The organism is Herbiconiux moechotypicola, from assembly GCF_024979255.1.
GTDB classification, from domain to species: Bacteria; Actinomycetota; Actinomycetes; order Actinomycetales; family Microbacteriaceae; genus Herbiconiux; species Herbiconiux moechotypicola.
This window is the reverse complement of the sequence record NZ_JANLCN010000002.1, coordinates 33,034-45,570: the sequence shown is the minus strand read 5'-3', so window position 1 is coordinate 45,570 and position 12,537 is coordinate 33,034. Positions and strand designations below refer to the sequence as shown.

Genomic DNA, 12,537 nt, shown 5'->3' with positions numbered 1-12,537 from the left:
GAAGGAGACAACCGCCATGGTCGTTCCGGCCGCACCCGCCGCATCCGATGCGCCCGCCGCATCCCCCGCGCCGGGTGCGCCGGGCGGCGCCCTCCTCACCCTCTCGGGCATCACGAAGCAGTACCCGGGGGTGCGGGCGCTCGACGACGTCTCCGTCGCGGTGCTGCCCGGCGAAGTGCACGCGATCCTCGGCGAGAACGGCGCCGGCAAGTCGACCCTGGTGGGCATCGCCGCCGGGTCGGTCGTGCCCACGACGGGCACGATCGACTTCGGCGGGGTCTCGGCGCCGCGCATGCACCCGCGCGACGCCCGCGAGCGCGGGCTGGCGATCGTCTACCAGATCCCCGCGCTCGCGCCCTCGCTCACGGTCGTCGACGCCATGCTGCTCCTGCTGCCCGACGCCGTGCGGCCCCGCCGCCGCGAGGCCACCCGGTGGACCGCGGAGCTGTTCGCCCGGCTCGGGCTCGAGATCGACGTGCGGCGGAGGGTGTCGGCCATCTCGCAGCGCGACGCGCACCTGGTGGAGATCGCGGCGGCGCTCGCCTCCGACCCCACGGTGCTCGTGCTCGACGAGCCGACCGAGGCGCTCGGCGCCGACGAGACGGCGTGGCTGTTCGAGCAGGTGCGCGGGCTGCTGGCCCGGGGCGCGGCCGTGGTGTACATCACCCACCGCATCCCCGAGGTGCTCGAGATCGGCGACCGCATGACGGTGCTGCGCGACGGCCGGGTCGTGGGGCGCGGCGACGTGGAGGGCCTCACGGCCGACGAGATCGTCGAACTCATCGTGGGGCGCTCGCTCGAGACCACCTTCCCGGCCAAGGCGGCCGGCGAGGGGGCCGAGGTGCTCACCGTCGAAGGGCTCACCGGACGGGCCTTCCGCGAGGTGTCGTTCGCGGCCCGCGGCGGCGAGATCGTGGGCCTCGCCGGGGTGGAGGGCAACGGGCAGCGCGAGTTCATGAAGGCGCTCGCGGGCTCGGTGCGGGCGGCGGGCGGGATGCGGTTGAACGGCCGCGAGCTGCGCGGGCTCACCGCGAAGCGGGCGGCGGGCTCGGGCATCGTGTACCTGCCCGGCGACCGCATCGGCGAGGCCATGTTCGGCCAGCTCAGCGTGCGCGAGAACGTGATCGCCCCCAACCTCGGGCAGGCCATGCCCGCGGGCGTGGTGGCCCCGCGCACCGAGGAACGCCTCGTGCACCAGGCCATCGGCGGCCTCGCCGTGAAGACCCCCACCATCGAGACCCCCATCACCTCCCTCTCCGGCGGCAGTCAGCAGAAGGTGCTTCTCGCACGGGCGCGCCTCGGCAGCCCCGCGGTGCTGCTCGTCGAAGACCCCACGCAGGGTGTCGACGCGGGTGCCCGCGTGGAGATCTACTCCTTCTTGCGGGCGATGGCCGACGACGGCGTGGCCGTGGTCATCCTCTCCACCGACGCCGTCGAGCTCGAGGGGCTCTGCGATCGGGTCGTCGTGTTCTCGCGCGGGCGGGTGCAGGCCGAGCTCGCCGGTTCGGCCCTCACCGAGCGCGCCATCACGGGTGCCGCGGTGCTCGCCACGGAGACCTCGATCTCGGAGGAGACGGATGCGGCCGAGCTCACCTCGAAGAAGGGGCTGCCCCTCACGCAGCGCGGCGAGGTGCAGACGGTGGCGCTCGTGCTCATCTCCGTGGCGCTCGCCGCGGTCACCACGGGAATCGCGCCGTCGTTCCTCAGCCCGCTGAGCATGGGGCAGCTGCTCGCCTCGGCCGCCATCCTCGTGCTGGTCGGCCTCGCGCAGCTCGTCGTGGTCATCACGGGCGGCATCGACCTCTCCATCGGGTCGGTGGTGGCGCTCTCGGCGGTCATCCTCTCGTTCTTCGGTGAGGGCGGGCCCGGTCTGCTAGCGCTCGGCGTCGTGCTCGCACTGGTGGCCGGTGCGGTCGTGGGTGTCGTCAACGGCATCCTGGTCACCCGCCTCGGCATGCCGCCGGTCATCGCCACCCTGGTGTCGTCGATCGCCGTGCTCGGCATCGCCCAGCTCCTGCGGCCGCAGCCGGGCGGGCAGGCCAGCGCCGACCTCATGACCGCTCTCGGCACCGCGGTCGCCGGGGTGCCGCTCGTGCTCGTCGTCGCCGTGCTCGTCGCGGTGCTGCTCTGGTTCGTGCTCGCCAACACGGGGCTCGGCCGCGGCTTCCGCGCCGCCGGCTCCGACGCGGTGAAGGCCACGCGCATGGGCGTCGACGTGGGCCGGATGCGGCTGGTCGCCACGATCGGGTCCGGCACCCTCGCGGCGATCGCCGGCGTGGTGCTCTACACCCGTACCGGGCTCGGCGACGCGGGGGCGGCGCAGGCGTTCACCCTCACCTCGGTCACCGCGATCGTGATCGCTGGGGTGAGCATCTTCGGTGGATCGGGGTCGGCGCTCGCCGTGGCCGCGGCCGCCCTGATGCTGCAGACCATCACGAGCGCGCTGCCCTTCCTCGGGGTGAATCTGTCGTGGCAGTACTGGCTGCAGGGCATCTTCGTGCTCGTGGCGGCGGTGCTGCCGATGGCGCTGAGGCTGCGGAGGAGGCGCGCGATCCCGGAGTAGCGGGTGCTTCGGTCTACCCTGGAGAGCACGATCATCGAGGAGCGGCCATGTCGAGCAGCACACCGCAGGGGGCGACGGCGGGAGTGGGAGAGCGCATCCGGGAGGCCAGACAGGCCGCCGGCATCTCCCTGCGCGAGCTCGGCAGCCGGGTCGGCGTCTCGGCCAGCTTCCTCTCCCAGGTGGAGCTCGGCCGGGCCATGCCCTCGATGGGCACGCTGTGGACCATCGTGTCGGAGCTCGACCTCTCGTTCGACGCCCTGCTCGGCACCGTCTCGAACGGCGACCCCGCCCTCGCGCCGGGCGGCGCGGCGGCACCCGAGCGTCTCACCACCGTGGGCATCCCGGGCCTCCGCCGGGCAGGCACCTCGCCCGACATCCGCATCGGCGGGGTGCGCTGGGAACGCTTGACGCCCGGAGACGACCCGCTCGTGGAGTTCGTGCGGGTCACCTACTCACCGGGCAGCGAGTCCAGCCCGGCCGACAACATGATGCGGCACACCGGCCTCGAGTACATGCACGTGGTGAGTGGGCAGATGGACGTGCAGGTCGGCTTCGACCACGACACCGTGCAGCCCGGAGACAGCCTCACCTTCGACGCCGCGGTGCCGCACCGCATCGCGAACCCCTACGGTGTCGACTGCGTCTCGGTGTGGGCGGTCGTGGGCCGACACGGCTTCGCCGCCCCCCACGAGATCGCCAAACGCCTCGCCGAGCACGGCGGCGGCTCCACCACCATGCACTTCGGCGGCGCCCACCACTTCACCGAGTGAGCCGCGCCGCCGCCGCGGCGGTGATCGCGCCCGAGATGGCGCGCACTCCCGCGTCGGCGCGGCTCGGCTCCCTGACGGCCAGAGCCAGCGCCCTCTCGACCGGGTGTGCCAGGTCGAGCAATTCCACGCCGTCGGGGAGCCGTTCGACGGCGAGCGATGGCACCAGGGCGACGCCGACACCGGCGGCGACGAGTTCGAGCTGAACGGCGAAGTCCATCGTCTCGGCGACGACTCGGGGGCGGAACCCCGCCAGACCGCAGGCGCGATCGACCATGTCGAAGCAGGTGACGTCGCGGGTCGGGGTGATCCAGGGGGTGCGGTCGTACTCGCCGAGTTCAATGGTGCCGCCGGTCGAGCTCCGGCGGTCGGCCGAACGCACGGCGAGCCGCACCGGTTCGGAGCCGAGCATCGTGCTGTTCACACCCGCGGGCAGCTCGCGCGCGACGTTGGAGTAGGAGTGGACGACCGCGAGATCGGCCGTTCCCGTGGCGAGGGCGCTCAGCGCATCCTCGGGTTCCAGGGTGGTGAGCGTGAGTTCGAGTCCCGAGCCCGGGTCGGTGAGGAGATGACGACAGGCCTCGGCGATGATGGTGCGGGCCGCCGAGGGGAACGCCGTCAGTGCGTACCGCCCCGACGATCCTGCTCGCAGCGCCTCCAGCTCGAGCTCCGCCATCGAGAGGCGGTCGAGGATGTCGTGGCCGTGCAGGGCGAGGACGGTGCCGGCCGGGGTGAGCACGACCCGCCGGCCCTGTCGCCGGGTGAGCGCGAGTCCGAGCTCTCGCTCCAGGGCGGCGAGTTGCATCGACACCCCGGGGGCCGTCAGGTGGAGCTCCTCGGCCACGGCCGCGATCGTACCCAGACGCTCGAGCGCGGCGAGCATCCGGAGTTTTCTGACGTCGATCACGCCGTCAGTCTATGCTCAGCGCAAATTTGGTCATCAATCACAAATAGTCACTGGTGCTGATGATTTTGCGCTGCCACGATCGGTCGCGTGAGTAGACATGGTGCGGTGTGGGCGGGCCTGGCGGTCGTGGTGCTCTGGGCCTCGGCGTTCCCGGCGATCCAGGTGGCTGCGCCGGCGATGGGGGCGATCGGACTGTCGTTCGCGCGCCTCGCGGTGGCGACGGTCGCACTGGTCGCGTTCGCGGCGATCACCCGGGCCCGGCTGCCGAGGCCGCGCGACCTGGGCTGGATCGCCGCGTGCGGCTTCTTCGGCATGGCGGCCTACCAGCTGCTGCTCAACACGGGCGAGCTGGCGGTGCCGGCCGGCACCGCCAGCATCATCGTGGCGGCTGCGCCGCTGGTGTCCGTCGCGGTGGCCCGGGTGCTGTTCCGCGAGCGCGTCTCGCCGGTCATGATCGCCGGCAGTGCGATCGCGCTCGGGGGTGTGGCGTTCGTGTGCCTCGCCCGGACCGGGGTGTCGCTGTCGGCCTCGGTGTGGATCGTGGTCGCCGCCATGGTGGTGCAGGGCATCTACCACCCGCTGCAACGGCCGCTGCTGGCGCGGTACAGCAGCGTCGAGGTCGCCTGCTACGCCATGGTCGCCGGCACGGTCATGACGCTGCCCCTGGTGCCGTTCGATCTCGGGGGGCTCCTCGGCGCCGGGCCCGGCCCGTGGCTGGCCGCCGTCTACCTGGGGCTGCTGCCCTCGGCGGCGGGGTTCGTGCTGTGGGCCTACGCGGTGGCGCGCATGCCCGTGGTCGTGTCGACCTCGTTGCTCTACCTGGTGCCGCCGGTCGCGGTGCTGATCGCGTGGGTGTGGCTCGGCGAGCTGCCCGTCCCCGCCGAGCTGCTCGGAGGCGCTGTGGTGATCGTGGGGGTCGCCGTCATCTCGTGGGCGGCGCGCGCTCGGCGGCGCTGAGTCAGGCCCCCAGGGCGGCGTCGACGATGCGCTTGGCCTCGGCCTGCACCTCGGCGAGATGCTCGGGCCCCACGAAGCTCTCGGCGTAGATCTTGTACACGTCCTCGGTTCCCGACGGACGAGCTGCGAACCAAGCGCGCTCGGTGACGACCTTCACGCCGCCCACCGCCGCGCCGTTGCCCGGCGCGTGCGACAGCTTCGCCACGATCGGGTCGCCCGCCAGCTCGGTCGCCGTGATGGCTTCGCCGTCGAGCTTCGCGAGCACCGCCTTCTGCGCCTTCGAGGCCGGAGCGTCGACGCGCTCGTACACGGGAGCCCCGAACTCCTCGGTGAGCTCGGCGTAGAGCTGCGAGGGGGTCTTTCCGGTCACGGCCAGGATCTCCGACGCCAGCAGCGCCAGCAGGATGCCGTCCTTATCGGTCGTCCACACCGAGCCGTCGAAGCGCAGGAACGACGCCCCCGCCGACTCCTCGCCGCCGAAGCCGACCGAGCCGTCGATGAGCCCGGGCACGAACCACTTGAAGCCCACCGGCACCTCCCACAGGGTGCGCCCGAGCGACTCCGCCACGCGGTCGATCATCGACGACGACACGAGGGTCTTGCCGATCGCGGCATCCGGCTGCCAGCCCTCGCGCCGTGAGTAGAGGTACTGGATGGCGACCGCGAGGTAGTGGTTCGGGTTCATGATGCCGGCGTCGGGCGTGACCACTCCGTGCCGGTCGGCATCGGCGTCGTTGCCCGTGGCGATGTCGTAGGAGTGCCGACGCGACACCAGCGAGGCCATGGCGTAGGGCGAGCTGCAGTCCATCCGGATCTTGCCGTCCCAGTCGAGCGTCATGAACGCCCAGCGCGGGTCGACCGTCTCGTTCACCACCTCCATGTTGAGGCCGTAGCGGTCGCGGATGAGCTCCCAGTACTCCACGCTCGCCCCGCCTAGCGGGTCGGCGCCGATGTGGATCTTCGACTTCGCGATCGCGTCGAGGTCGATCACGTTCACCAGGTCGGCCACGTAGTGCTCGCGGAAGTCGTAGCCCGCGGTCGCGACGCCCTCGCCCCGCCCCACGCGCTTCACGTCGGCCAGGCCGCCCGCGATGAGCTCGTTGGCGCGCGCGGCGATCCAGCCCGTCGCATCCGAGTCGGCCGGGCCGCCGTGCGGCGGGTTGTACTTGAAGCCGCCGTCGGCGGGCGGGTTGTGACTCGGCGTCACGACGATGCCGTCGGCCTGGTCGTCGTGCCCTGCTCTGTTGTAGGCCAGGATGGCGTGCGACACGGCGGGTGTCGGGGTCCAGCTGTCGCGCGAGTCGTTCCACACCGTCACGCCGTTCGCGTTCAGCACCTCGAGCGCGGTGTGCTCGGCCGGGGCGGAGAGGCCGTGCGTGTCGCGGCCGATGAAGAGCGGGCCGGTGATGCCCTGCGAGGCCCGGTACTCCACGATCGCCTGGGTGATCGCCGCGATGTGGTCTTCGTTGAACGCGGTTTTCAGGCTCGAGCCGCGGTGGCCGCTGGTGCCGAAGATCACCTTCTGCTCCGGGTCGTCGACATCCGGATGCAGGTCGTAGTACGCGCTCACCAGGGCGTTGAGATCGATCAGGTCTTCGGGAAGGGCGACTGTGCCGGCGCGCTCATGCATGCCCCAAGTCTGGCACGGTCGATAGGCTCGGTACATGTCCGACAGCTACAGCTACCTGGGGCCCTCGGGCACGTTCACCGAGGCCGCTCTCGCCCAGGTGCCCGAGGCCGCCGGCAAGCCCTGGCGCTCGGTGAACAACGTGGGCGAGGCGCTCGACGACGTCGTGTCCGGCCGCTCCACCGCCGCCATGATCGCCATCGAGAACTCCATCGAGGGCGGGGTGACCGCCACGCTCGACGCGCTCGCCAACATCCCCGGCCTCCGCATCGTGGGCGAGTACCTCGTGAAGGTGCAGTTCGTGCTGGTGGCCAGGCCCGGCACCCGGCTGCAGGATGTGCGGGTCGTCAACGCGCATCCGGTCGCCTACGCGCAGACGAGGCGGTGGCTGGATGCGCACCTGCCGACCCATGGGCACATCCCGTCGACCTCGAACGTGGCCGCGGCGCTGTCGCTGTTCGACAGCGAGCTCGCCGACGCGGCCGTGGCCCCGCCGCAGATCGTGTCGCAGGGGGAGTTCGAGGTGCTGGCCGAGGGCATCTCCGACAACGCGAACGCCGTCACCCGCTTCGTGCTCGTGTCGACGTCGACCGCGCTCCCTGCCGCCACCGGTGCCGACAAGACGAGCATCATCGCCGAGCTGCCCGCCGATCGCGCGGGTGCGCTGCTCGAGCTGCTCGAGCAGTTCTCCACCCGAGGGGTGAACCTGTCGCTGCTGCAGTCGCGGCCCATCGGCGACGCGCTCGGGCGGTACCGCTTCGTCATCGACGCCGATGGGCACGTCACCGACGAGCGCGTGGCCGACGCCCTGCTCGGCGTGCGGAGGTTCAGCCCGGGCGTCATCTTCTTGGGGTCGTATCCGCGCGCCGACCGGGTGCCGGTGGAGTACGTGGCCCGGTACGACAACGAGGTGTTCATCGAGGCGCGCGACTGGCTGCGCGGGATCGTGTCGGGCGAGCCCGAGCTGTGACGCTGTTCTTCTCCGACATCGACGGCACGCTGCTCGACTCCACCCGGCGGGTGAACGAACGCACGGCGCGGGCGGTCGCCGCGGTGGTGGCGGCGGGTCATCCCTTCGTTCTCGCGTCGTCTCGCATGCCGGAGTCGATGCGGCTGGTGGAGAGCGCGTGGGGTGCCCCGGGGGAGTCGGCCGCAGCCGCTGGGCCGCTCATCGCCTACAACGGCGGGCTCGTGCTCGACGGCTCGGGCGCGGTGGTGCTCGACGTGCCGATCGCGGCCCCGGACGCGCGGGTGGTGCACGAGGCGTGCGCCCGGCTCGGGGTGCACGGCAGCTTCTACGCGGGCGACTCGTGGTTCGCGTGGGCCGATGATCGCTTCACCGAGCGCGAGGTCGCGAACACGGGCGTGCATCCCGAGCGTATGCCGGCGATGGAATACGTCTCGTCGGGGCTCGTCGACCAGCGGCCGCCGCACAAGATCATGGCGATGGGGGAGCCGGCCGCGATCGACGCGATGGCCGCCGTGGTCGACGGGCTGCCGGGGGTCGTGGGGTACCGCTCGAAGCCCACCTACCTCGAGATCGCGAACGCCGCGTGCTCGAAGGGGTCTGGCGTGCTGGCCGTGGCGGAGTCGCTGGGCGTGCCCGCGTCGGAGTGCGTGTTCTTCGGCGACAACCACAACGACCTCCCCGCCTTCGCCGTCGTGGGCACCGCCGTCGCCGTGGCCAACGCTCAGCCGCCCGTGCTCGCTGCCGCCAGCGTCGTCACCGCCATGAACCACGCCCACGGTGTCGCCCAGTACCTCGAGGGTGCCCTGCGCGACCGCTGACCGGGCCTCAGCGCGGCCGGTGGGCTAGGTAGTGGATGGCGCTCGCGGGGATGGAGACCCAGTCGGGGCGGTTGCGCGCCTCGTAGACGACCTCGTAGAGGGCCTTGTCGAGTTCGAAGGCGTCGAGCAGCGCCCGTTGCGCGCGCAGGTCGACGCCCGACCGTGCGATGTACCCGTCGAGGAAAGCGTCGCGCGCCTCGTGCGCCCACGCCCGCGCCCGCTCGGCGTGGGCGCCGGCGGCGAGCGACCCCGCCACGTAGTCGAACGAGCGCAGCATGCCGGCCACGTCGCGGAGTGTCACATCCGGAGCCAGGCGCTCGGCCAGAGGCCGCAGCGGTTCGCCCTCGAAGTCGAGCAGCACCCACCCGCGGCCCGGCACGGCCAGCACCTGGCCGAGGTGGTAGTCGCCGTGGATGCGCTGGAACGCGGGCCACGCCGCGGCCTCCGCGAGGCCGAACACGCGCTCCACCGCCTCCGACTCCGCCGCGAGCGAGGGCACCTCGGCCACCGCCAGCGCGGCCCGCTGCCGCATGCTCGCCACGATCGTCGACACGTCGGCCGCGGAGGCCGCCCGCACGGGGAACAGCTGCGCCAGCTCGGCGTGCACCTGCGCGGTCGCCTCGCCCAGCGCCGCGGCGAGCGCCTGGAACGACTCCCCGGCGTCGGCGGCCCGCAACGCCACGCGCCACGCATCCTCCACCTCGGGGATGAACTCCTGCGCGAACGCCAGGTGCCCCGAGGCGCGTCCTCCTTCACGACGCTCGTCGAGCCAGTCGCCGGTGACGTGCCCGACGGCCCGGGGCACGAGTCGTGACCCCGCGTCGGAGAGTGCCGACTGCATCACCACGTCGGGGTTCTGCCCGTCGGCGAGGGTGCGGAACACCTTGCAGATGACGGGGCCGGCCGGCTTGCCGTTGGGGTGCACGAGGTCGTAGACGATCGAGGTGTTGGACTGCTCGCCGCGCAGCACGTGCGAGTCGGCGACCCGCACGTCGGAAGTCGTGAGCGAGTGGTGGCCGGCGACCTCCACGTCGTCGATGCCGCCGGCCTGCTCGCTCTCGTCGTCGAGCATGAGGGCGAGCAGCGCGCGTGTGAAGGCGGGGTCATGCGGCCCGTCGTAGACGTACACCTGACGGGTGCCGATGGTGGCGGTCTCGATGGCGGCCCGCTCGCCGCCGAGGAGAGGTGCCGTGCGCAGCGTGAGGGGCACCTGGTAGACGGTCGGCGCGGGCTCGGAGTCGTCGCGCACGAGGTGCACCTCGATGGCCACCTGATGCCGGTGGTCGTGCAGCGTCCACACCCCCACGCGGATGAGCTCCGCGTCGGGCGGCGAGGTGAACCAGCGCTGCGCTCGCATCCAGTCGGCGAGCGCGGGTCGCACGTTCCGGGCGGGAGGAAGGCTCACCGTAGAGACGCTCATGCTCGGACATTACGCCGAGCCCGGCGGTTCGGCCAGGGGCCCGGGCCTGGGCATCCCCTCAGAATGCCGGGCGGGATGCGCGGTGCATCGCGCGGTGCGAGGGGCCAGGGGCGAGTGGCGCGGTGTGCGGCGGTCAGTCCTCGTCGTCGAACACCGCCGCGGCGGCCTTGCCGAGGCGCTCCTCTTTGATGCGCCGGTTCTCGGCGCGCACCTGCGCCTGGATCGCCCGCTCGGTCACGAGCCACTCCGGCGGGGCCTGAAGGAGGGCCGAGATCTCGGCGGTGGTGAGTGCATCCGTCACGCCCGCCCTGGCCAGGCCCGAGTTGGAGACGCCGAGCTTGCGTGCCACCACGTCGCGCGGGTGCGGGCCCTCGAGCCGCAGCTGCACGAGCCACTCTGGCGGCGACTGCAGCAGCTCGTCGAGCGCGGCGCGGGAGACGGGGGCCGCTGCGAACTCGGCGGGGGCGGCGGGCAGGTAGATGCCGAGCTTCTTGGCCGCCGTGGCGGGCTTCATCGTCTGCGGGGTCTTCGCGGCGCTCATCTGCACAGCGTAGCCGGGTGAGTAGGGTGGTGGCTGAGCGACGGGAGGAACGGCCGATGCGACTCCGACTCGCGTTCGCGCCCGGTGTGATGCCGGCGAAGTGGCTGCGCATCTGGGACGAGCGGTTTCCCGACGACCCGGCCCACGCGCATCCGCTGGCCTCCTACCTCGACGCCACCGCCGAGGCCGAACGGATGCTCGCCGCCGACGAGCTCGACGTCGCCCTGGTGAGGCTGCCGCTCTCGGCCGGCGCAGCGTCGCAGCTGCACGCCATCCCGCTCTACACCGAGGAGCCCGTGGTGGTGCTGCCGAAGGAGCACGAGGCGACCCTGCTCGAGACGGTGTCGTTCGGGGCGTTCGAGGAGCTGGCGCGGGTCGACCGCGAGAACGGGGCGCCCGGGCTCGGGATGCTGGAGCCGGGTGACGACGTCGCGGCGGCGGTGGAGCTGGTGGCGGCCGGGGTCGGGTACCTCGTGCTGCCGAAGGCCGTGGCGCGCGCCTTCTCGCGGCGCGACGTGGTGGCGCGGGCGCTCGACGAGGCCGACGCGGAGCCGTGGCGACGGCGCGTGGCGCTGGTGTGGCGGCGGGGTCTGGGCGAGGACCGGGCGGCGATGGTGGACGACTTCGTGGGGGTGGTGCGCGGGCGCACCACGAACAGCACGCGCGGGGCGGAGACGACGGCGGCGATCGCGGCGGCGTCGGCGCAGAAGCCGACCGCCGCCGCCAAGGCGCGGGCGGCGGAGGCGCGGGCCGCCGCGGCCGCCGGCGGTGGGGGGTCGAAGAAGCAGAAGGCGTCCGGTGGCGGCTCCCCGTCATCGAAGAAGCGTCCTCGCCCTCCCGCGGCCCGAGGGCGCGGGAGGGGCCGCGGGCGCTGAGCGGGTGGCGGCGTCCGCCGACTAGGCCGCGGGGGCGGCGGCGTCGAGCTCGCTGCTCGCCGCGCCGGTGAGCTCGCCGGTGCTGCCGTGCGGCACGCGCACGTGGAGCGCACCCGGGTCGACCCAGGTGTGCACGGCCGTCGCGCGGCCCCAGGCGTCACCGTCGAGCTGGATGTCCTCGGTGCCGTCGAGCGTGAGCTCGAACTCCCGGGCGGTGCTGTAGCGCACCGAGCGCACGTCGTGGTTGAGGTCGATGATGCGCCGGCCCGCCGCCGACTTGCGCAGCACGCCGTTCTCGAAGGCGATCTTGTTCCACACCTTGACCCAGCCGAACCAGCCCTGCGGCCGCAGCGCCACCACGTCGAGCAGTCCGTCGTCGGGCCGCGCATCCGGAATCAGCAGGATGCCGCCGGGCAGCACCCCGCAGTTGCCCACGATGACCGTGTGCGCCGTCGTCGACTTCCACGGCCCGCCGTCGCGGCTGAACCGCAGCTTCACCGGCTTGAGCTCGGGCAGCGCGCGCCCGATGCCATCGACGTAGGCGAGCCAGCCGACGGCCTTCTTGAGCCTGGTGTTGGTCTTCGCGATCATCTTCGCGTCGAGCCCGAGGCCCGCCATGACGAGGAAGACGTTCTCGCCGGCCGACCCGTCTTCGCGCGTGTAGTGCGCGACGCCCACGTCGATGGCGCGTTCGGTGCCGGTGAACACCGTGCCGATGGCCTGCTCAACGTTGGTGAGCGTGAGGCCGAGGTTGCGGGCGAGCAGGTTGCCGGTGCCCACGGGCAGCAGGCCGAGGGGCACGCCCGAGCCGCGCAGGCCCTCCGCCACCGCGCGCACGGTGCCGTCTCCGCCCGCGGCCATCACCACGGTGGCGCCCTCCGCGATCGCGCGGCGGGTCACCTCGTCACCCGCGTCTTCGACGGTGGTCTCGTACCAGCGGGTGGGTGCCCAGCCCGACTGCTCCTCGGCGGCCTCCACGAGGCGCCGCAGTTTCTCGGCGTCGACCTTCACGGGGTTGACCACGATCGCGGCGTGCCTGTCGCCCGCCGGGCCGGCCGTCTCGTCAGCCATCGGATCCACCCCTCCTGCACA

11 protein-coding genes are annotated in these 12,537 nt (G+C 72.6%); 6 read left to right on the top strand and 5 right to left on the bottom strand.

The window, feature by feature from the left end; all coding sequences use genetic code 11:
• Positions 1–16 precede the first annotated feature (16 nt).
• Both N1031_RS02970 and N1031_RS02965 read left to right on the top strand, forming a co-directional pair.
• Entirely contained in the window at positions 17–2,563 is a 2,547-nt protein-coding gene (locus N1031_RS02970; protein WP_259478104.1) for an ATP-binding cassette domain-containing protein, read from the top strand.
• A gap of 47 nt (positions 2,564–2,610) precedes the next feature.
• A complete protein-coding gene (locus N1031_RS02965; protein ID WP_259478103.1) occupies positions 2,611–3,333 on the top strand; it encodes a helix-turn-helix domain-containing protein in 723 nt (240 codons plus the stop codon).
• On the opposite strand, the gene N1031_RS02960 is transcribed toward N1031_RS02965, so the two are convergent.
• On the bottom strand, positions 3,323–4,237 hold the full coding sequence (locus N1031_RS02960) for a LysR family transcriptional regulator (protein ID WP_259478102.1): 915 nt from the start codon (positions 4,235–4,237) through the stop codon (positions 3,323–3,325). The genes N1031_RS02965 and N1031_RS02960 overlap by 11 nt on opposite strands.
• A gap of 87 nt (positions 4,238–4,324) precedes the next feature.
• Here N1031_RS02960 and N1031_RS02955 point away from each other — a divergent pair, with 87 nt between their 5' ends.
• Positions 4,325–5,194: a DMT family transporter gene (locus tag N1031_RS02955; RefSeq protein ID WP_259478101.1), complete on the top strand. Its 870-nt coding sequence runs from the start codon at positions 4,325–4,327 to the stop codon at positions 5,192–5,194.
• Position 5,195: 1 nt separating this feature from the next.
• Here the strand turns inward: N1031_RS02955 and pgm are convergent, their stop codons facing one another.
• Positions 5,196–6,824, bottom strand: coding sequence for a phosphoglucomutase (alpha-D-glucose-1,6-bisphosphate-dependent) (gene pgm / locus N1031_RS02950; protein ID WP_259478100.1), 1,629 nt, complete (start codon positions 6,822–6,824; stop codon positions 5,196–5,198).
• A 34-nt stretch (positions 6,825–6,858) separates the two neighbouring features.
• Between pgm and pheA the strand changes: the two genes are divergently transcribed.
• Entirely contained in the window at positions 6,859–7,791 is a 933-nt protein-coding gene (pheA, locus tag N1031_RS02945) for a prephenate dehydratase (protein ID WP_259478099.1), read from the top strand.
• Complete coding sequence (locus N1031_RS02940) at positions 7,788–8,609, top strand: HAD hydrolase family protein (protein WP_259478098.1); 822 nt, start codon at positions 7,788–7,790, stop codon at positions 8,607–8,609. Before pheA ends, N1031_RS02940 begins: the two co-directional genes overlap by 4 nt.
• A gap of 7 nt (positions 8,610–8,616) precedes the next feature.
• Here the strand turns inward: N1031_RS02940 and N1031_RS02935 are convergent, their stop codons facing one another.
• Positions 8,617–10,029 carry a maltokinase N-terminal cap-like domain-containing protein gene (locus tag N1031_RS02935; RefSeq protein ID WP_259478097.1) on the bottom strand — a complete coding sequence of 471 codons (1,413 nt, stop codon included), beginning with the start codon at positions 10,027–10,029 and terminating at the stop codon, positions 8,617–8,619.
• A 133-nt stretch (positions 10,030–10,162) separates the two neighbouring features.
• Positions 10,163–10,570, bottom strand: coding sequence for a DUF5997 family protein (locus N1031_RS02930; protein WP_259478096.1), 408 nt, complete (start codon positions 10,568–10,570; stop codon positions 10,163–10,165).
• A 56-nt stretch (positions 10,571–10,626) separates the two neighbouring features.
• Here N1031_RS02930 and N1031_RS02925 point away from each other — a divergent pair, with 56 nt between their 5' ends.
• Positions 10,627–11,445, top strand: coding sequence for a LysR family transcriptional regulator substrate-binding protein (locus N1031_RS02925; protein WP_259478095.1), 819 nt, complete (start codon positions 10,627–10,629; stop codon positions 11,443–11,445).
• A gap of 21 nt (positions 11,446–11,466) precedes the next feature.
• Here the strand turns inward: N1031_RS02925 and N1031_RS02920 are convergent, their stop codons facing one another.
• Complete coding sequence (locus tag N1031_RS02920) at positions 11,467–12,516, bottom strand: diacylglycerol/lipid kinase family protein (RefSeq protein WP_259478094.1); 1,050 nt, start codon at positions 12,514–12,516, stop codon at positions 11,467–11,469.
• Positions 12,517–12,537: the final 21 nt, after the last annotated feature.

What these genes read in the sequence shown, in the direction of transcription:
- N1031_RS02970 (WP_259478104.1), top strand. Translation starts at nt 17, where the DNA reads ATGGTCGTTCCGGCCGCACCCGCCGCATCCGATGCGCCCGCCGCATCC.
- N1031_RS02965 (WP_259478103.1), top strand. Translation starts at nt 2,611, where the DNA reads ATGTCGAGCAGCACACCGCAGGGGGCGACGGCGGGAGTGGGAGAGCGC.
- pgm (WP_259478100.1), bottom strand. Translation starts at nt 6,824, where the DNA reads ATGCATGAGCGCGCCGGCACAGTCGCCCTTCCCGAAGACCTGATCGAT.
- pheA (WP_259478099.1), top strand. Translation starts at nt 6,859, where the DNA reads ATGTCCGACAGCTACAGCTACCTGGGGCCCTCGGGCACGTTCACCGAG.
- N1031_RS02935 (WP_259478097.1), bottom strand. Translation starts at nt 10,029, where the DNA reads ATGAGCGTCTCTACGGTGAGCCTTCCTCCCGCCCGGAACGTGCGACCC.
- N1031_RS02930 (WP_259478096.1), bottom strand. Translation starts at nt 10,570, where the DNA reads ATGAGCGCCGCGAAGACCCCGCAGACGATGAAGCCCGCCACGGCGGCC.
- N1031_RS02925 (WP_259478095.1), top strand. Translation starts at nt 10,627, where the DNA reads ATGCGACTCCGACTCGCGTTCGCGCCCGGTGTGATGCCGGCGAAGTGG.
- N1031_RS02920 (WP_259478094.1), bottom strand. Translation starts at nt 12,516, where the DNA reads ATGGCTGACGAGACGGCCGGCCCGGCGGGCGACAGGCACGCCGCGATC.